Source organism: Solibacillus sp. FSL R7-0668 (assembly GCF_038006205.1).
Classification (GTDB): Bacteria; Bacillota; Bacilli; order Bacillales_A; family Planococcaceae; genus Solibacillus.
On sequence record NZ_JBBOUU010000001.1, the window covers coordinates 2,469,628 to 2,487,278 of the forward strand.

Consider the following 17,651-nt stretch of genomic DNA (forward strand, 5'->3'; position numbering starts at 1 on the left):
AAAATTCCTCCTATACTTTTAATAGTTTGTAGGTACATGAAAGGACACCATGCTTTACATCAACATTGGTGTCCTCGAATATACGTTCATTTGTAATTTTCACTTGCATTACTTGATAGCTGGGCATTAGCAATTTGAAGCGTAACGCCTGTTTCACCGCTTGTAATAATAAGGCCGGTGTATGATTCCCATATTCACCTGTAAGCTGTTGATTGTGCCATATATGCAACGTTAGGCTTACGTCTACTAATGAATGCGGCGCAACGTAAACCTTTGAAATAACAGGTGCATCAATATGGATATATGGACTTAACGCATCCTCGGGAATGTAGTCATACAATCGCCGGTCTTTTTCTTCTGCTGCCATTAAATCAATCGGCATGAGGGCTAACAGGTCACTGTCGCTCGCTAATCGTTGCACAATGGCACTCTGTAATTCGAGTAATGGTGAACTCATACTGTCACCTTCCTAGCTTTCTCATTTCATTTTTAAAATAATCGCGTGCAATATCAACAGCAGGAAACCAAAATGGCTGGGCATGCATACCTTTTGTCCATATCCACAATGGTTGTCCATTTTCGTCAAGACGTCCTTTGGGATCTAAATAGCCCCACGGTGTTTTACGACCATTTCCTTTCACTGCGTAAATACCCGTGCCGAACTCGATATAAATCGCGTAATGAGCGCCAACTGTGACGATTGCCGTCAACCCATCAGCAAGAACGGTGACTTCAATTGACCGTTTCAAATCACCTGTATCATGTGGAGCTCTCGCAACTGCCTCTGTTTTCAAAAGTTCGGCCGTTTCAACAACTATTCTTTTAACATCAGCAATTATATTGTCTCCCCATCTATCAAGGGCTTTTGAAAGTTGCCTGTTACCGAATCTAGTAATACCCATCAGGTCACCTTCTTTAATGGGATGCGTAACACTTCATGCATGCCACCTTGGTCTTCTGTATCGCCCGACATGACATAGTCAATTCCTTCATATTCGATGCGCACTGTAGTCGGAATTTCTTCGCCGTATTCGCAATATAAATCCCGATGAATGGTGATGCCGAGCTTACTTGCTTCGACCAAACGGTTCGTTGATGGCGTATCTACAAAACAATCTACATTTCTTTCAGGTACCCATTTCTTAGTGACTCCGCCAGAACCATTAGGAACATTCTTTAGCACCTTCAATGTTACTTCATGCGGAAATTCATCGTACATACTACCACCGCACCTTTCTATAAGGCTTCAATGGCTTATAAATAATGGACGGGATTTCTTCTGCAAAAGAATAAGCCACGCTCCCCATTTTGCGGGAAACGAGGCCTACTTTTAATTCGTAATATTGAGCCGCTTTTGCAATGAACAATTTTACTGCTGATTGTTTTTTACGGTCGGCATCTGCTGCCATATCAAACAATTGATTACACCAGGCACAAGCAACGTCATATAGAACTGGTGCTAGCTCCGTGTAATGGGCTGTACGTTTAGCATTAGTTTTTTCACCGGCTAAAACGATTAAATGAGTGATATCTTCTTCATTCGGTTCCCACATCATCAACACCACCCAAAAGCAATTCAATTAAATCTGCTTCATTCATTCTGGAATAACCTTTTAAGCCGCGTTCTTTGCATAACTCTTTAAGCTCTTTTACGCTCATTTCAGCGATGGATGTGAACTTAGGTGAGTCGATTGGAACACCGTAGCCACGTGTGGTCGGTTTACGGTTATGATAGCGACGTAATAACATAATCAATCACCCCTTTAAGGTCCAGCAGTAATTTTTACAACACCATTATCGTTAAATAAATTGATGCCGTAATGAGCGTTTGCGGCTAATACATGTGTACGAGCTAAAATATCATAGTCCGTTTTTACATCAACTTTTTTCTTGTTAATAATTTCAATCGCGCCGATTTTTTGTAGGAAACTTGTTCCTTCTGTTAATCGCTTTGTTTTAACGATATCTTTAACACCAACTACCTCAGCGACTTGCCCTTTTGTGATGGCTGTTTCTTGCGTTTTACCACCCACCGTAAACAAGTTCTTCACTAGTTTTGTGTAGTCTTTTGGGTGGATAAATAACACTAATTCCGTTTCATCTTCATCGCCAAATACATCGATGGCATCTAAGATTGCTCCTGGTGTAGTAGGTGCACCTGTAAACGATAGTAGTGAGGTGTTTAATGCAGCTAAGTAATCGATTTCGATTTTATCGGACATAGCTAATTTCAATTGGTTTTCTGCTTCAGATAACGTACCAGTAACGTTTGTAATGATGGCGGTTTGAGTGACTTCGATAGCTTTACCCGCCTCTTTAACAGTCACTTGCGTAGTTGTCATAGACATTTTAGTTGTATCCATTGCCACACCTTCAACTAAATCTGCCGCTGCACCAACATAACCGTATTTCGGTCGTGTAATTGTGTCACCTGGTACACCAACTAAAGTATCGTCCATTTTGGCATATGGAGCAAAACGAATGGCTTGCGGTAATTTGGCTGAAATTTCATCAGCCATTACCTCGGGATTGATTAGATCCGACTTCTTTGTTTGGGCAAAGAATTGTAACCCGTGTTGTTTGTTTAATGGCAAAATTAAATCAATTGGTTCTGGTTTCATAAATTTTGGTTGTTTCATTTTCATTCTCCTATTCTGTAAGTGATTTATAAAGCTCGTAATTCGTGTTATAAAGTTCCGTTTTTTCAACGATGTTCATAGCAGCGAACTGTTCTTTTGTGATTGCCGGCTTTCCACCACCATCTGGATTAGGTGGAGTTTGACCACGTAATCCATCTTTAACAAATAAATAATCATCAGACGCTTTAAGGGCAGTTAATTGCTCATCCAATCCGAGCAATTTGTCACCATCTAATTTAATGGCATCCAAATCAAGATTGGCTCGTACACCTTTAATGTTTCGTGCTTTTGCATCACGTAAAGCCCCATCAAGTGCATGGTCAAAATCGCGTTGTTTTAGCTGGGCTTCATACTCTGCTTTAGCTGTTTCATTAGCGGTTTGTAAATCAGTGATTGTAGTTTGAAGCGCTTTTACGTCTACCTTTTTAAGTGCTTCTAGCTGGGTATCTCGGTCAGCTAATTGCCCTTTTAAATCATTTACCTCCTGAATCTTTGTATCAAGGCGAGATTTGGGGATCATTTGACCATAGCCCTCAATTACTTTATCTGCTTGCTCATCCGTTAAACCCATTTCGACTAACTGCTCTTTTGTAAACATATAAATTCCTCCTATTTCGCATTATCGTAGTACGCACGATAGGTTTTTCACCCATTCTCTTAACGTCTACAGGTGTCCAAAAGACGAAAATAAAAAGCCGTATCGCTACGACTCAAAAATATCGTTGTATAGCTGTTGTGTAGCTTCTTGCAAGGTTTGCGTTAATTTTTGTTCAGCTTCCTCACCTAAATCCTCTGTAAGCTTTGCAATTTTATACTGCAAAAACGCTAGTTCGCTCGGTGTCAAAGTTGTTTCAATTTCAGAAATATTCATCCCCACTAACGCTGTTGCTAATAGAATTAATTTTTGGGTTTCATTCACGTTTTTTCACCTCTCCTAACCTGTCATTTTCTTATACCAATCTTCATAACTGATATAGCTGTCAAAAACAACGGACGGCGCATTAACATTCTTGTCAGCTTTAGCAAGCGCCTGCGCAAACGTTAAATCTTCATCATCCATGTATTTCTTAACCATATCTTTAAATCGTTTTTGATAGTTTGGATCGTTAAAATTACGTCCTCTCCGTACAGTCGGCAACATCCCATTAACCAAATGGATCACCATACAGCGGCAATTAATATCCATATCTGCGCGCATCCACATCATCGGACCTTTTGCTTTCAACTTTTGGTAATGGAAATAACCGTCTTTATCTGCACGTTGGCCATCCAACTTTCTATGAGATGAACGTACACGAAAATCTAATGAGCTCGCCCACATTTTTCCCATTGTTGCATATTTACTAGCTTGCTCCGATGCCTTTTCAGCTGCAACAGACTGGGCTCGTCCAGCTTCAGTACGTGCTACAGTAATTGCTTTAGTTCGGCTAAATCCCATCTTTCTTTCGATTTCCCTCGCGATATCCCAATAGCTATCACCGCGGATAAGAGACTGTGTAATTAATATCTGCAAATCATGAACAATTTGATTGCGATGATTTGTGAGCACTTTAGGTAGCGATAAAAATTCAATTGGATTAACTAACGCAGCATTAATAACATTAATGGACGGCACTTGGAAACCCATATCGATGGACGAAAAAACCTCGAACAAATAAGCATGCTGCAAATAAGTCTCGAGGTATACCGTTTTTCTCATATCTGCTATTTCTTTGATGATCACCTTGTATTCATCAGATGCCAATTCCGTAATGCGCTCAAAAAGGCTGTGCATACGATTGTATTTATTTAGATCAGTGTAAGAGAGCTCACCCTTCACCTGATATTTCTTATACATTTTTTCGATGTCGCTAAGAACCTCTTTCAACATCTTTGCAAAGACTAAATCTAGCTTTGTTTCTGCATCAGCGATTAATTTATTGACCTGCTTGCGAATCTCTAATTGATTCATAATTATTCACCGTCTTCAAAATCATTATCGAGTGGTGGGAGGCGTGAATTAAATTCATCTTGTTCACGCTTCAAACGCTCCTGTTCTTGCGCTGTATCTTTTACCCAAGGGTGATTTTCGCGAATCGTTTCGTTGGAAATGATGCCGACAGAATTATTAGCCATCTCAATGATTTCTTTTTCATTCGTGAGCAACATTTTATTAAATGTGTACGTAACATCACGAGAATCAAAGTCACCCACATTTGCCTCTTTGCAATAAACCTCAACAAAAAACATGAACTCTCGCAATGCAAGCGTAAATTTGCGCTCAAGCATTGAAGCCTTCATGTCCAATAAGCTGTATAAATGTTCTAATGCAACACCGCTTGGAGCATCACCGATAACGTCAGGACTTGGGTCAACGCCTTGTCCAGACGTAATGATATTTTTACGCAGCATTTCGGCTTGCAAAGAATAGGCATCGGTCGGTACCTGCGCGTTGAATGTTTTAATATCGCCATCATCATCTAATTTAACGGTTTTGAAGCGCTTCAAATTGGTACGGTACTCTTGCAAGTTCGTTCCTTCATAGCCAACAAGTGCCGTAAACACTTCAGGCATATCAGACAACGTATTTTGTGCATCGCTCACAAGTAGCTCAAATGCATCAATAGCACGCTTGTTAAAATGCAAATCGCTCAATTCCTCTGCATTGTTCGCAAATTTAATAAACGGTACTTTACCCCATGATTTCCCCTGAGCACCGTCAGCACTATAAAAATGCGCAGCTGGATTAATTTCTTGCTCGGCATCCAAATAAATCTTATCGTCAATGATTTCGTAATAAGTGACATCATCAGCTGTCCACAATTCAAGCTTAATTTGCTTTTCGCCAACATGATAAAAACGGATAACGCCAACTAATTTGTTGCGCTGCTTGTTATCGTATAGTGGGATAACATTTTCAGCATCAGCAATCATGTAATCAAACTCGCCATCTTCATTGACGAAAGGGTGAAGCCATTCAAGCCCTTTGTTCGATGCATTTTTAATCAATTCGGGTAACGTATCTTCCCAGCGCTCTCCGATTAAATCCTTTAGTAGTTCCAGTTGCTTGGCGTTATCGCTATTGCTGCCGAATACCATCGGCTCCCCGGCTAAATAAGCAACCTTTTGATCAACTAGAATCTTATGCAAGCCACTCGGAATCTTTTCGTTAGTTGCATCTGGATCATTAACTTTTACCTCATCGATATACGTGTAAATAGGACGGCTTAAAATATCGGATTCATTTTTGTAGTAGCGTGGACCTTGTAACATCTTGCTACTGTCAAAAGCATCGTAAATCTTTTTAATTTCATCGGTAACTTTTGGGGCATTTTGTTTAATATGCTCCACTAATTCATCTGTGTGCATTCTCATGCGGCACCTCCTTATGTTAGGAACGAAAGCCCCTTCTTATTCTTCATATCTTCCTCAAACGCATAGCGCGTGGCGTCAATCGTATGATTATCCTTATCCTCTAAACGCGGGATAGGATTGCCATCACGGTCTGTCTGATAATCAATATTTTCGAACTCCCTCGCAATATTTGGCGTGCGTAATGGGTCAATGTAAATGGCGTCTAAATCATCTAACCATTCCTCACCGTACTCCACCGAGTCAGGGCCTTTTTTAACTGGATAAATCTTTTTAATGCCTAGTTCATTCTTTAATTCTGCATTCGATTTCGGCTCGGCGCTCTCAGCTGCAATACGGTCATTCTCATAGCCCTTTGCATGTAACTTTTTAGAAAGTTCACGGTTACTAATCTTAACGCCATACACTTCATCAATCGCAAAGATAGCATTTTTCTTCTTGTCGTAATGCCAGCGCACGAATGCAAGCGGGTCCGTAGCATATCCATAGTCAATCCCATTCCGGATATTATCAAAGGCTGCTACCATTTCATCTGTAATAGAGCCTTTTTCAATGGCCAAATTATCAAATGGTACAACACCCGAGCCGATTGCTTCGCCAAGATATTCCCAGCGGTAACGTAATTCATTACGCTCTTTAGCCGCATTCGCTTCCTCGATAAACTGTTTTGAAATGAACGGGTTATCGAGATACGTTGAATGGTGAACAAATGTATTCTTAGGCTGGAACGAGCTCTCAAACTTTTTATTTACCCATGATTGCCTACGTTTCGGTGGATTGTAACTGTAAAAGAACTTATAAAAAAGACCATCATCCAATTCGCCACGTAATAACGAGTTAGTGATAGTCGTAATTTCATCTTCTGTTTTAAATTCAGCCATTTCCTCAATCCAACCAAGTGTAAACGGAAACTGTGCACTTTTTAATGATTTAATTCGCGCTGGGTCCTGTGCACCTCGGAAAATCATATAGTTACCACGTGGAATGTAAGTAATACGCATAGGTGACTTGTTGATTTTGAACAGATGCGAAACACCTTGCTCATGAATGGCCCATTTCATTTGCTCGAAAATAGAGCCTTCAATGGTATTGTCCACCTTACGAATACCCACTGCATTTACTGGGTAACGCATAAGTAACTGCGTAATTATGTGCGCTATATCTGATGATTTACCACTACCACGACCACCCTTACAGACGATGTGAAGGATTTCTTCTGCTAATGCAGCTTTCCAAATTGGGTGGAAGGCTTTTGGTAATAGTTCTGAAAGCTTTTTAACTGCCATTGTTATCACCGCTTATATCGTCTACGAAAATAGGTGTGACATTGGCATTGATTTCTTGCTTGTCTGTGAAAAGAGCGTATCGTTTCCCGATCAATTCAGCTGCACGGATGCGCTCAGTGGTTGTTGGTGGCATGTATTCTTCAATCACTTGCGCACCCTCACCGATACCACGCAGAACCGCAGAACGAGCTTCACCACGTAAAACAGAAGTCAATAGCTCCATCACTTCTTCCTGGTCAGCGATACGTTGAGATTGGATTTCTTTCATCCGATTTTCTATATAAGCAGAAACATTAGTATTTTTTAGTAATTTGTCTGTATTCTGCGCTGCGTACTTTTGGCTATATCCAGCCTTTTTTGCAGCTTCTGTCGCATTTCCTAACTCAATATAGTAGTCAGCAAAAGCCTGCTGTTTTACTGTTAATTTACGTTCAATCAATGGCATCACCTCATTATGCTAATTGCTGAATATAGTAAAAGAGCCTCACTAATTACAGCGAGACTCTAACTTTAAGCGTTTATTATACTTTTTATTTCTTCTGCAGTTAAGTTATCATTATATCTGTCTGCAGTATCTTTCCATAACATCACCATTCGACTATACTTTTCCACTCTGTTGCTATGAGAGTTATAACTAAAAGATTCGTTTTCTTTTAATTCTCCGAAACGGTTATAGTCATCTAAAAAGAATTGTGCGAAAGAATAATATTTTCCTTCTTCATTTCCATCGAACCCTTTGAAAGCAACGTCGAAATCTGTAATATTCTCTTTATCTTCAAGTTGTTCATATGAAGTATTTAAAACCCTATACATTTGAAGTACATCAATCACAAAACCCCCTTGTTCACTACTCATAGGTTCCGATAAACGATTGCTAATCTCTGAATATAAAACTTCATATCCATTCGCTAAAATATCCCTACATTTCGAATAGTAGTTATCTTCAGGATCTAATTTCGAAAGTATGTCATATTGATTTAACAATAATAATCTTTGTTCATCATTCATTTCCTCACCTCCCATCCGTTAATATTGTAAGATAAATGGAAGGTAAAGAACATCATACAATTTTGACATAACAAAAGACCACACTCAATTAAGAATGTAGCCTCATGCGAAAGGAGGTTATTCAAAATGCCCCGCGATAGCTCTCTGCAAAACTATCACACTAACATCATATAACGGATTTGCAATAGGTTCATTAATTTCATTTTGATTTAATTAAAGTGAAATTAAAAAATCTCAGAGAAATATTTGATAGTTTTCATCAGTGCCGCATGTCTATTGTAAATTGTCCCTTTTGCGTATCCCGTTTGGTCTGCAATGTCATCAAATGATTTTTGTTCAATGTATCTCAAGTATAATATTTGATTATCCAGCCCTTTGAATTTGCTCACAGACTTTTTAAAATCATCCATCTCATTCATCTTGTACGCAAGCTTATATTCTAATCCTTCAATAATTTCTTCAACCTTAGCACCTCTACTTTCAGGTGTTAAAGAGTACCCGCCTAGATCATTTACATTCAGCCATCGACTTAATTCTTTTTTGCTTCGTTCTAATTCGAATTCAATTTCATCAACTTCTTGCTCTAATCCGCAATAATCATCTACCCACTTGAAACGCGTCATTTCTTCACCGCCCTTTACTGTGTTTTCTTCGTATCTGCATAAACATCTTCCAGCCATAGGAACAGCATCACCAACTGCTTATTAACCAATTGATTGTTGCCGTATTTTTTTGAAAGCTCTCCAATCGAATCCGAAACCCACTTCCAAAATACTTGGCTCTCCATTGAATGCTGCATGGCCATCTGGTTACATTGTTCAATCCATGTAGCGACTTCATTAAAAAAAGTACGATAGTCCAATCAAATCGCCTCAATTCGAATATAGATGCCGGGAATCTTTGCCCAAAACTTTTCGACAATCTCAGAAGCTACTAAAGCATCATCTTCCCAGTATCCACAATCTGTCATGCAATCCTTTAACAATTTTTGAAGGTTGTCGGTATCAGGCTTCGTATATTTGTATTCGCCATCATGGTGATCCGCAGTAATAGGAAAACACCACTTCACCATTAAACGTAAAGTCGAATTATATTTTAAAGCTGGTGTATGTTGGCCAAGGTGTCCCATTAACTTTGCACGTGCTGCCTTTAATTCTTCTGGCTCATAAAATGCCGGCTTACCATTTCGAACAGTCACTTGCTTTTGCTGGTGCGTAGTAGTTGGTGGTTTCATTGGCATAAAAAATTCAATCGTCATTTACTCACCTCATTAGCAACGGGTCTTGTTCCAATCCCTTGTACCTTAGTGCCACGATATTTAATTGCACAATCTGCATGTTGTAATCGCCATGAACCGTAACTTCTTTCGAAATGCCCTTCGCCCTTTTCAACAAAAGTTCCGCATCTGTAGCAATAACCAGGATATTTATTTCTCACTCATCATCATCCTCCCAATAGACGCCCTGCCATTTTCCTGTAGTTGCATCGTAAATAATTTCACCTTTGTTCTTAGCCTGATCATAAACATATTCAATCAATGCCGGTCTTTCGGCTAACCACTTTAGCACTTCACTTTTACCACGGTTGAATTCTTCACTTGGTAATGTGTGGTATAAAGGTGGCATATTTGCAGCAGTCATTAATTTTGCATTTCTATTTTTCGGCTTTCTATTTTTTCTTACCATTTTTGCATTCCCTTCTTTTTTTATTTTTTTACGCGCGCCTATCGTAGGTAAGAGAAAAATGGTGTGGCGGGCAAAGCTTAAGCCCACCACTTTTTTTCTCTACGATTTACCGATTAGGGAAATTCTAATATTATAGGAGATAATATTACCCTGTTTCCCTGTGAAATTGTCGAGAATTTCCCGAGAATTTCCCTACCTTAGTGAGTTAGTAAGGATTGAAGGAAATGAAGGAAATTTACCGACTTTTTCCCTGTGAAATGAAATCGACTTTTTCCTTCTTTCCCTATGAAAACGGATTATTACCTACTTGTTTAGTATGGAAAGGAAATTCTCGATAAAACTACTTTTCCTTCCTTGTAACGTTCCCTTCATTAATATCGAATTCCCCGTGCTCTTTAATTCGATTTCGAACGGTCCTTTCTGTTATCCCCATATATTCTGCCATTGCCTTTATGGTAATTTCTTCATCTATACTGCAAGCTTCATAGGCTGCATCGACTGCATCATTACGTGCTTTTTTGGCTTCTTCAGGTGACTTCTTCTTGTCAAAATTTTGTTTCCAGCTCGGTTTGCTTGGCTCATCTAGCTTAATATCTTTCAAGATGCCCGTTTCATCAATCCGATGCACCGGATACTGGAACCACATATTAACAGCTTCAAACTTTGGATATTCACGTAGCGTACCCTCCACGCGCCAAGCTGAACGCATATTGATTGTTTGGACGGCTCGACTAATTTCGGCTTCGGCTCGTGCTGCAATCGCTGGATCTGTTAAAATACGTTTCGCATGAGTATACATTTGGGAAACGCTCTGCTCATCATCTGGCCCAACATTCTCGTCAAAATAATTGAAATTCACTTGCTTAATCGCATTGCTATAAACCTCGCATGTTACTTTTTCAGCCTGCTGCTTTAAAATATCTTCACTTAATTCTAGCTCTACTAAATCAATAATCGCGTCTGGGTCTCGTGCAAATACACCTGAACCAGAAGAACGGTCCATCGATTTTTTACCGCCCTGCCCACCTTTAGAATGATGGTGACAATATATAACGCTAGCGCCTAACTCTGTTGCAACTTTGTCGAATTGATTCGTGAAATGGGCCATTTGCTCTGCACTGTTTTCATCGCCTGTTAAAACTTTATAAATCGGGTCAATGATTACAGCAGTAAAGCCTTTTTTCTGCGCGCGACGGATTAACTTAGGAGCAAGTTTGTCCATTGGTACTACCTTCCCACGCAAGTTCCAAATATCGATATTGCGAATATTATTTGGTCGTAAGCCCATCGCCTGGTATACATCTTTGAATCGATGCAAAGCACTTGGGCGATCTAGCTCAAGGTTGACGTATAATACTCTGCCTTGTGTACATTGCCAATTCAGCCACTTAACGCCCTCAGCTATGGCAATTGATAAAGCAATAAGCGAGAAGGATTTGCCCGCTTTTGATGGTCCAGCAATTAACATCTTGTGGCCTTGTCGAAGAATGCCTTCAATAATTGGTGGTGAAAGCTCAGGTAAATTTTCAAATACATCCTCTAGGCTCTCGATATCTGGTAAGTCATCGTTTAAATCCTCAATCCATTCGTGCCACTCTTCCCAGTCGGCTTTACCAATATTCGTATCAATGATGAACTGCTTTTTACCGTTGCGAACAATACCAGGCAAACGACTTAATCGAGAAGGATTTCGATTTTGATTATCTAAGCTCAGACCATTCTTTTTACACACGTTATATAAATAGTCCACTCGTTTACGATATTCGTCATAATTCGGAGCATCTACACGCACGATTGCGTGAATACTACGTTTTCCACTGTGGACGAGTACAGCAATAGGTAGCTCTAATTCTCGTAAAATTGCATTCTGTTTATCAATGGCCATATTGTCAGATTCAACTAATGCATACCGAAAATCGGATACGTTCTCATTTTTCACGCCTTTTCCATCTAAAGGATTGAAACGGATCCAGGCGCCGGCTTCCTCTTTATAGTCACCAAGGACAGAACCGATATCACCTTCACATTTATTTAATGCCTCAATTAACTGCCCAGCCGTTCTGTCCGAAGCCCCTTTTGTTGGCTTATAAATACTTTCGCCAGTTTCCTCATCTGTTATTGCATACGTTTCAGTTACATAGCCCACGTTGTCAGTAGACTGGAACAGCGCTTCTAAATAACGGGTAATTTCACTAACGGGATTCCAATGAACCGGTTCAACAATTTCCTTGCCTTCAATCCAGTTTTTATCAATGAACTTATAATCTGCATCTGCACTGATTTCATCATTCCAATCAAGCTCATGAGCATTTTCATCGCTTAAATACTTTGGCTGCCATCCGTTATCCTTGGCCATTTGCGTAATAGTTGCACCGGTAATGCCATTACCCTCGAATGTTGTCCATTTTTTGAAGCATTCGCCCGTTTTATAACGGCTATCTGAAACACTCCAGCTATCCCAATCAGCTGCGGTATAGCCCTCTGTTTTGAGAGCCATACCGACATTTAGCCATTCCTGATAATCGAGCATTGCAGGATCTATATATTTAAGAAGAGGAATTAAATCCATTTTATTTTCCAAATAACTCACCAACTTTCCCTTGCGTTAATTGCTTATAAATCGCTTGATTTAACGAATACGCCATTGACCATTTGACCAGTGCGCCCCTTAATTTCGTCGTAAGCGCATTGCAAGCATTCATGTAACGTTAGATTATTTTGTTGTGCAAGAATGATTAGTGTTACAACCACATCACCGATTCCATCTTTTAATGCATCTTTGTCATTGCGAGCCAATGCAGCTGCAACCTCACCAACTTCCTCTGTTACTTTTAAAAATTGTTTACTGGAATCAGCTTGGTGTAAACCTTTCTCGATTGACCATTGCCCGACTTGTGATACTAATTTATCCATTAACTTATTTCCTCCTCGTCATTTTCCAAGATTTCTAAGATCATGGCATTTTTACTATTTTCAACTTTTCGTTCATATGATGGTGTGCGCATAAATTTCAGCGCCCCCATCGTTTTACCTGTCTGTTCTGCGATATCTTCGAGGGAGCCAATTGCTAGCAAATTATCACCCTTGTATAATGCGTATTCGACATTTTTATAACTTCGCTTTGGCATAACACTTTGAGTAGCTGCGCGTTTGTAATCCCATTTCAAAGATTTAACACGAACTAAAAATGTTGTTGTTGGTATGCCGTTATTTTTAGCGATTGCAAGCCATTCATGGTGATTTCGATATTCCGCCAACTCTTTCATAGTCTCTACCTCCACAATTTTATTTACTACTCATAATGTTCATTGTGTTTAATAGACCTAAGCTCGTACATCCAAGCGCATTGCTTTTATTAATCGTTTTGATATACCGTTGGCATAGGCATCCATGCCAATACCTCACTTACATCAGGTAACAAGATATTGCCAATCTCTCCAAAATGAAATGCATATCCCTCGGCATAAGGCATTTGTATATAATAAACAGGGTATCTTAATTCTAAACGACCTCTAATATGATCTTGTACCGTGCATATAATACATTCCCCGAGCGGTGGTGATTTTTCATTTATCGGTGTCCAATCATTCATTTTTATTCTTCCTTTCTACGTATAATTGTTCAATATAATCCATTCAGTTCATACCAAAATTTAACCTCAACCTCTTTTTCTTGAATTAATCCGTACCGCTTGGCAACTTTATATTGCGTGGAATCGCGATTTAAACTAACCACATACCCAGCAATAATCTTTCTCCAGGATTCTAAAGGCATTGAATGCTTGTTAATATTACAAGATGCACATGCTGGAACTAGATTGCCTTCGTTATCTCGCTCCGGGAAATGAGGTTTACCTGTAACTAAATTTCTCACTACTGGCTCGAAATGATCAGCATGCCAACCTTTTTCACCTAATTGACAACCGCAATACCAACAATGCCCGTTCGACTTGTCCCAAATTGCTTGTCTCTTTTTATTCATCGCCATCCATTAGCACCTCCCCTTCCTACAAAAAATTGTTCTATAATGAACAAAATGCTTATTCTTCAACTTTAAAATAATCGTCAACGTCAATATCATCAACATCTGCATTACGACAAGCATCTGACCAATCAATGGCTGCATCTAATATTTCATTTTGCTTTTTCCAACTTAAAGCTTCCCATTGTTCTTCGGTATAATTAACTGAAACAGAGTAATTTACTTTTAAAGTAGCTGTACCTTCAACTTTGATTTTTGGCATCGTTAATTCTCCTTTACTTTGCTGAAAAGTTTATTAATTTGGACCGCAATTAAGCCGCTTGAGCCGCATTTTGGACCGATAAAAATGGCTGCATGATAAAAAGTGCAGCCATTTTTATCCTATCCTTTGTACTCAGCAGGATTAATCCCATCTGGAATGCGCCAACCGTTTGCGGCAATGCGGTCAATTAAACACTTAGCATTATCAAATGACCACGTTCCTACATGATTGAAGCCACGGCTTTCTAAGAAACGAATTTGTTTTGGTGTAGTAAGCCCTTGTTCACGACGCTTTTCAATGCGGTCTAATAATTTACTTGCTTTACCGGCATTATCAATTTGGTCAGGGAAAATGCCCATTTTCTCCAGCTTCTTAATTTGCTGATCGCTCGCTGGTCCCATTTCCCAACCAAATGAAGGAACGTAATTGGCTAAGTCTTCTGCTTGGATGCTCATTTCGAATTGCAAAGGGTCTACTAAAGCACGTTTTCGCTTCTTCATTTCAGCTAGTTGCTTTGCTAATGCTTCCTCACGTTGAGCAACTGCATCTTCAGCAGCTTGTTGCTCGACAACTTCTAAATCTAAGGGGATGCCAGCTTCTTCAATTTGCTTCGTCATCAATTTAGCCACTTCATCATTTTGTGCAATTAAATGGGCAGGATGACATAATTCATGGCGCTCTGTATGCCATAGGAAATCGAGCAATAATAAATCTTCTTTACCAGGATGTAACCGGGTACCACGCCCAACCATCTGGCTATATAATGCTCGTACTTTTGTTGGTCGTAATACAACAACACAATCAACAGAAGGACAATCCCAGCCTTCAGTGAGTAGCATAGAATTACAAAGCACGTTATATTTATCATTATCAAAATCTTCAAGTATTTCTGCACGGTCCTTGGATTCACCATTTACCTCAGCTGCACGGAAACCTTTTTGATTCAAAATTTCTGTGAACTTCTGGCTCGTCTTTACTAATGGAAGAAAGACGACAATTTTACGGTCTTTCGCAACTCGTATCATTTCATCTGCGATGGATTCTAGGTATGGATCTAGCGCTGAACCTAATTGACTTGTACTAAAATCACCTGCTTGCTGTCCGACTCCAGATAAATCTAATTTCAGTGGAATTGTTAGTGCCTTAATCGGACTTAAATAGCCACTTTTGATTGCCTTTGGTAAGGTGTACTCAAAAGCTAAACTTTCAAATACTGTACCTAAATTTTTCATATCGCCTCGGTCTGGTGTAGCTGTTACACCTAGAACATTAGCTTGATCAAAATAATTCAATATGCGTTGATAGCTATCTGAAATACAATGATGAGCTTCGTCAATGATAATTGTGTCAAAGAAATCCTTTGGAAAGCGCTCTAATCGGCTTTCACGCATCATTGTCTGCACACTACCCACCACAACACGGAACCAACTGCCAATAGACGTTTCTTGTGCTTTTTCTGTAGCTGTTTTAAGTCCGGTTGATTTCTCTAACTTATCTGCTGCTTGCTCGAGTAACTCTCCTCGATGCGCCAATACAAGAACGCGCTCGCCTAATTTCACACGATCTTCAATAACCTTACTAAATACGATAGTTTTACCACACCCAGTAGGTAGGACAAGGAGCGTCTTTTTGACGCCCTCTGCCCATTGTCCATGAATGGCTTCACGTGCCTCTTCTTGATAATCACGTAACTGCATAACCTACCTCCTAAAACTGTCCTGGTGTAAATCCGCCGCCACCTTGTTGTGGTGGATTTGTTGGAAATGGCTGTTGATACTGCTGTTGTTGCATTGGTTGTTGCTGATACTGCTGCTGAGGTGGCGCTTGCTGATATTGTGGAGACTGTTGCACTGGTTGTTGAGATGGCTGACCTTGACCTACCATGTCTTCAGCAGAATAAAACTTACCGACTTGATTGTTCGTTTTTTCTGTATTGTCTTTCCCCATATAACGATTGATTTCAAGCTTCAACCGTCCTTTTGCGCCGATGACAGCATTCCAATTCATGCGTAACTTCTCACCTTTTTTCTTTTGACCAATTCCTGCAAAGAAGTTAGAAAGTAATCCCTCTGTTTTTGTATGCAGGAATAAATTGTGAAAAATTGTAACGTCACCGTGCTCGGGTGAATGTACTGTCAGTTCTAATTTTGCTTGGTTACAAGCTGGCATTTTCACACTTCCTTGGAAGCGAGCACGTTCAAATTTAGCAACTGTAAAATCGTAATCTCCTTCAGGGAGCAGTATAAAGTCACTACCATCCTTTTCAATTTCGTCTTCCCAACCTAATTCGCGTTCATTCATTTTTGTTTTCCTCCTAAAATTTTATTAAAATGGTAGATTTGCTTCACGAAGCTCTAATACCATTCCGTATACTTGCTGCCATGCAGCCACTAATACACCATCAATAAAGCCTGGATCATAATTCATGATTGGTGTGCCCATTGGGTAATAGCCTTTATTGCTAACCACCGCTTGAATCTCTGCTTCAGATACATTATTCGGAATCATTAAATCCTGTAATGCTTTTGGAATAGCTGGATTTAATTGCACCGGTTGTGGTTGCTGAACAGGTGGCTCCGATTGCGTTGGTGCTTGTTGTTCTGGAACCGGTTGTGGAACTGTTTGTTGTGGCTGCTCTACATGTACCGGTGGTAATGAAGACCACGTTTGTGTTACTTGTGCCGGTTGTTGCTGTTGCACATTCACCTCAAAAATATGGGCAATTTGTGCATAATCTAATGGCAACTCATCTGGTAAACCATGACGATTTTTAGCGTCCCAAGCTGGGTGATGCGTTGTATACATTGTGCGTGTACCACCTTGCGCTTTATGCTTGCGCCCTTTATCGTCTGTAGCCACGCTGTACGTTTTGTAATTAATGAAAAGAACCATATCAGCCCATTCTTTTACTAGTGATGATGTACGTGCTGACGTCTTTTTACCGAGCTTCAATTCGTAACGATCATACGCGCCCATTTCGTCGGGCTGCTCAAATTTACGAATTTGTGCGTGAGCAGTTAAAACGATGTTAATACCTTGGTCTACGATGTCTTGTAATAAGTTAAGGAAGCGGCCCATTTCCTCTTCTAATTTGATATAACCCGAACCATAGCCGAAATCTTCAATACTTGTTTTTTGATTGATATTACAAATATGTTCAATTGCCATGCGTTCCGCCCAATCGACTGTATCAATTACTAAAGTTTTAAATGGTCGATTTTGCTTTACGTAATCAAGCTGTTGCAACATAAACGACCAACTTGTCGGCTTGTCAAATCGAGCTACATCCATATTTCCAGTACTACCTTCAGTATCGATAAAGCCAGGTTCCGGAAATTGAGCCGCTAATGAGGATTTTCCAATACCCTCAGGCCCGTATAAAACAACTTTTTGCGCAGTGGCAACTTTACCTCGCGTAATATTCATTGATAATCCTCCT

General features: G+C 39.8%; 26 protein-coding genes. All 26 read right to left on the reverse strand.

Annotated features, from left to right (window positions below; translation table 11 throughout):
- Positions 1 to 10: 10 nt before the first annotated feature.
- Positions 11 to 457, reverse strand: coding sequence for a tail completion protein gp17 (gene gp17, locus MKX47_RS12280; protein ID WP_340774538.1), 447 nt, complete (start codon positions 455 to 457; stop codon positions 11 to 13).
- Between the two features lie 4 nt (positions 458 to 461).
- A complete protein-coding gene (locus MKX47_RS12285) occupies positions 462 to 902 on the reverse strand; it encodes an HK97-gp10 family putative phage morphogenesis protein (RefSeq protein ID WP_340774540.1) in 441 nt (146 codons plus the stop codon).
- Positions 902 to 1,219: a phage head closure protein gene (locus tag MKX47_RS12290; protein WP_340774542.1), complete on the reverse strand. Its 318-nt coding sequence runs from the start codon at positions 1,217 to 1,219 to the stop codon at positions 902 to 904. The genes MKX47_RS12285 and MKX47_RS12290 overlap by 1 nt, the downstream gene beginning before the upstream one ends.
- A gap of 1 nt (position 1,220) precedes the next feature.
- The gene (locus MKX47_RS12295; RefSeq protein WP_340774545.1) at positions 1,221 to 1,553 is read right to left on the reverse strand and encodes a hypothetical protein; all 333 of its coding nucleotides are present in this window, start codon (positions 1,551 to 1,553) and stop codon (positions 1,221 to 1,223) included.
- A complete protein-coding gene (locus MKX47_RS12300; RefSeq protein WP_340774547.1) occupies positions 1,537 to 1,749 on the reverse strand; it encodes a Rho termination factor N-terminal domain-containing protein in 213 nt (70 codons plus the stop codon). Before MKX47_RS12300 ends, MKX47_RS12295 begins: the two co-directional genes overlap by 17 nt.
- Before the next feature lie 14 nt (positions 1,750 to 1,763).
- Entirely contained in the window at positions 1,764 to 2,639 is an 876-nt protein-coding gene (locus MKX47_RS12305) for a N4-gp56 family major capsid protein (RefSeq protein WP_340774548.1), read from the reverse strand.
- A 10-nt stretch (positions 2,640 to 2,649) separates the two neighbouring features.
- The gene (locus MKX47_RS12310; protein ID WP_340774550.1) at positions 2,650 to 3,237 is read right to left on the reverse strand and encodes a phage scaffolding protein; all 588 of its coding nucleotides are present in this window, start codon (positions 3,235 to 3,237) and stop codon (positions 2,650 to 2,652) included.
- Between the two features lie 105 nt (positions 3,238 to 3,342).
- Positions 3,343 to 3,558, reverse strand: a complete 216-nt coding sequence (locus MKX47_RS12315) for a hypothetical protein (RefSeq protein ID WP_340774552.1) — start codon at positions 3,556 to 3,558, stop codon at positions 3,343 to 3,345.
- Positions 3,559 to 3,573: 15 nt separating this feature from the next.
- Positions 3,574 to 4,590 carry a phage minor head protein gene (locus MKX47_RS12320; RefSeq protein ID WP_340774555.1) on the reverse strand — a complete coding sequence of 339 codons (1,017 nt, stop codon included), beginning with the start codon at positions 4,588 to 4,590 and terminating at the stop codon, positions 3,574 to 3,576.
- Between the two features lie 2 nt (positions 4,591 to 4,592).
- Positions 4,593 to 5,993 (reverse strand): phage portal protein, encoded by a 1,401-nt coding sequence (locus tag MKX47_RS12325; RefSeq protein WP_340774557.1) that lies wholly within the window; start codon positions 5,991 to 5,993, stop codon positions 4,593 to 4,595.
- Positions 5,994 to 6,004: 11 nt separating this feature from the next.
- Positions 6,005 to 7,276 (reverse strand): PBSX family phage terminase large subunit, encoded by a 1,272-nt coding sequence (locus tag MKX47_RS12330; protein ID WP_340774559.1) that lies wholly within the window; start codon positions 7,274 to 7,276, stop codon positions 6,005 to 6,007.
- Complete coding sequence (locus MKX47_RS12335; protein ID WP_340774561.1) at positions 7,266 to 7,721, reverse strand: terminase small subunit; 456 nt, start codon at positions 7,719 to 7,721, stop codon at positions 7,266 to 7,268. Before MKX47_RS12335 ends, MKX47_RS12330 begins: the two co-directional genes overlap by 11 nt.
- Positions 7,722 to 7,786: 65 nt before the next feature.
- Entirely contained in the window at positions 7,787 to 8,284 is a 498-nt protein-coding gene (locus MKX47_RS12340) for a YfbU family protein (RefSeq protein ID WP_340774563.1), read from the reverse strand.
- Between the two features lie 224 nt (positions 8,285 to 8,508).
- On the reverse strand, positions 8,509 to 8,907 hold the full coding sequence (locus tag MKX47_RS12345) for a hypothetical protein (protein ID WP_340774566.1): 399 nt from the start codon (positions 8,905 to 8,907) through the stop codon (positions 8,509 to 8,511).
- Positions 8,908 to 8,921: 14 nt separating this feature from the next.
- Positions 8,922 to 9,146, reverse strand: coding sequence for a hypothetical protein (locus MKX47_RS12350; protein WP_340774569.1), 225 nt, complete (start codon positions 9,144 to 9,146; stop codon positions 8,922 to 8,924).
- Positions 9,147 to 9,542 (reverse strand): RusA family crossover junction endodeoxyribonuclease, encoded by a 396-nt coding sequence (locus MKX47_RS12355; RefSeq protein ID WP_340774572.1) that lies wholly within the window; start codon positions 9,540 to 9,542, stop codon positions 9,147 to 9,149.
- Positions 9,543 to 9,717: 175 nt separating this feature from the next.
- Entirely contained in the window at positions 9,718 to 10,056 is a 339-nt protein-coding gene (locus MKX47_RS12360; protein WP_340774574.1) for a hypothetical protein, read from the reverse strand.
- A 253-nt stretch (positions 10,057 to 10,309) separates the two neighbouring features.
- A complete protein-coding gene (locus MKX47_RS12365) occupies positions 10,310 to 12,550 on the reverse strand; it encodes an AAA family ATPase (RefSeq protein ID WP_340774576.1) in 2,241 nt (746 codons plus the stop codon).
- Positions 12,551 to 12,582: 32 nt separating this feature from the next.
- Positions 12,583 to 12,882, reverse strand: a complete 300-nt coding sequence (locus tag MKX47_RS12370) for a MazG-like family protein (RefSeq protein ID WP_340774578.1) — start codon at positions 12,880 to 12,882, stop codon at positions 12,583 to 12,585.
- Positions 12,882 to 13,235, reverse strand: a complete 354-nt coding sequence (locus MKX47_RS12375; RefSeq protein WP_340774579.1) for a hypothetical protein — start codon at positions 13,233 to 13,235, stop codon at positions 12,882 to 12,884. The genes MKX47_RS12370 and MKX47_RS12375 overlap by 1 nt, the downstream gene beginning before the upstream one ends.
- 89 nt (positions 13,236 to 13,324) lie before the next feature.
- Complete coding sequence (locus tag MKX47_RS12380; protein ID WP_340774582.1) at positions 13,325 to 13,561, reverse strand: hypothetical protein; 237 nt, start codon at positions 13,559 to 13,561, stop codon at positions 13,325 to 13,327.
- Positions 13,562 to 13,590: 29 nt separating this feature from the next.
- Positions 13,591 to 13,956, reverse strand: coding sequence for an HNH endonuclease (locus MKX47_RS12385; protein WP_340774585.1), 366 nt, complete (start codon positions 13,954 to 13,956; stop codon positions 13,591 to 13,593).
- 52 nt (positions 13,957 to 14,008) lie between these two features.
- Positions 14,009 to 14,212 (reverse strand): hypothetical protein, encoded by a 204-nt coding sequence (locus MKX47_RS12390; protein WP_340774587.1) that lies wholly within the window; start codon positions 14,210 to 14,212, stop codon positions 14,009 to 14,011.
- Positions 14,213 to 14,331: 119 nt separating this feature from the next.
- The gene (locus tag MKX47_RS12395; RefSeq protein WP_340774589.1) at positions 14,332 to 15,909 is read right to left on the reverse strand and encodes a DEAD/DEAH box helicase; all 1,578 of its coding nucleotides are present in this window, start codon (positions 15,907 to 15,909) and stop codon (positions 14,332 to 14,334) included.
- Positions 15,910 to 15,919: 10 nt separating this feature from the next.
- Positions 15,920 to 16,513, reverse strand: coding sequence for a hypothetical protein (locus MKX47_RS12400; RefSeq protein WP_340774591.1), 594 nt, complete (start codon positions 16,511 to 16,513; stop codon positions 15,920 to 15,922).
- A gap of 24 nt (positions 16,514 to 16,537) precedes the next feature.
- Positions 16,538 to 17,638 (reverse strand): ATP-binding protein, encoded by a 1,101-nt coding sequence (locus MKX47_RS12405; protein ID WP_340774594.1) that lies wholly within the window; start codon positions 17,636 to 17,638, stop codon positions 16,538 to 16,540.
- Positions 17,639 to 17,651: the final 13 nt, after the last annotated feature.

Bases quoted from the DNA above. Each gene is read 5' to 3' on its own strand.
- gp17 (WP_340774538.1), bottom strand. From the start codon at position 457: ATGAGTTCACCATTACTCGAATTACAGAGTGCCATTGTGCAACGATTA.
- MKX47_RS12285 (WP_340774540.1), bottom strand. From the start codon at position 902: ATGGGTATTACTAGATTCGGTAACAGGCAACTTTCAAAAGCCCTTGAT.
- MKX47_RS12290 (WP_340774542.1), bottom strand. From the start codon at position 1,219: ATGTACGATGAATTTCCGCATGAAGTAACATTGAAGGTGCTAAAGAAT.
- MKX47_RS12295 (WP_340774545.1), bottom strand. From the start codon at position 1,553: ATGTGGGAACCGAATGAAGAAGATATCACTCATTTAATCGTTTTAGCC.
- MKX47_RS12300 (WP_340774547.1), bottom strand. From the start codon at position 1,749: ATGTTATTACGTCGCTATCATAACCGTAAACCGACCACACGTGGCTAC.
- MKX47_RS12305 (WP_340774548.1), bottom strand. From the start codon at position 2,639: ATGAAACAACCAAAATTTATGAAACCAGAACCAATTGATTTAATTTTG.
- MKX47_RS12310 (WP_340774550.1), bottom strand. From the start codon at position 3,237: ATGTTTACAAAAGAGCAGTTAGTCGAAATGGGTTTAACGGATGAGCAA.
- MKX47_RS12320 (WP_340774555.1), bottom strand. From the start codon at position 4,590: ATGAATCAATTAGAGATTCGCAAGCAGGTCAATAAATTAATCGCTGAT.
- MKX47_RS12325 (WP_340774557.1), bottom strand. From the start codon at position 5,993: ATGAGAATGCACACAGATGAATTAGTGGAGCATATTAAACAAAATGCC.
- MKX47_RS12330 (WP_340774559.1), bottom strand. From the start codon at position 7,276: ATGGCAGTTAAAAAGCTTTCAGAACTATTACCAAAAGCCTTCCACCCA.
- MKX47_RS12335 (WP_340774561.1), bottom strand. From the start codon at position 7,721: ATGCCATTGATTGAACGTAAATTAACAGTAAAACAGCAGGCTTTTGCT.
- MKX47_RS12340 (WP_340774563.1), bottom strand. From the start codon at position 8,284: ATGAATGATGAACAAAGATTATTATTGTTAAATCAATATGACATACTT.
- MKX47_RS12345 (WP_340774566.1), bottom strand. From the start codon at position 8,907: ATGACGCGTTTCAAGTGGGTAGATGATTATTGCGGATTAGAGCAAGAA.
- MKX47_RS12355 (WP_340774572.1), bottom strand. From the start codon at position 9,542: ATGACGATTGAATTTTTTATGCCAATGAAACCACCAACTACTACGCAC.
- MKX47_RS12370 (WP_340774578.1), bottom strand. From the start codon at position 12,882: ATGGATAAATTAGTATCACAAGTCGGGCAATGGTCAATCGAGAAAGGT.
- MKX47_RS12375 (WP_340774579.1), bottom strand. From the start codon at position 13,235: ATGAAAGAGTTGGCGGAATATCGAAATCACCATGAATGGCTTGCAATC.
- MKX47_RS12380 (WP_340774582.1), bottom strand. From the start codon at position 13,561: ATGAATGATTGGACACCGATAAATGAAAAATCACCACCGCTCGGGGAA.
- MKX47_RS12385 (WP_340774585.1), bottom strand. From the start codon at position 13,956: ATGGCGATGAATAAAAAGAGACAAGCAATTTGGGACAAGTCGAACGGG.
- MKX47_RS12390 (WP_340774587.1), bottom strand. From the start codon at position 14,212: ATGCCAAAAATCAAAGTTGAAGGTACAGCTACTTTAAAAGTAAATTAC.
- MKX47_RS12395 (WP_340774589.1), bottom strand. From the start codon at position 15,909: ATGCAGTTACGTGATTATCAAGAAGAGGCACGTGAAGCCATTCATGGA.
- MKX47_RS12400 (WP_340774591.1), bottom strand. From the start codon at position 16,513: ATGAATGAACGCGAATTAGGTTGGGAAGACGAAATTGAAAAGGATGGT.
- MKX47_RS12405 (WP_340774594.1), bottom strand. From the start codon at position 17,638: ATGAATATTACGCGAGGTAAAGTTGCCACTGCGCAAAAAGTTGTTTTA.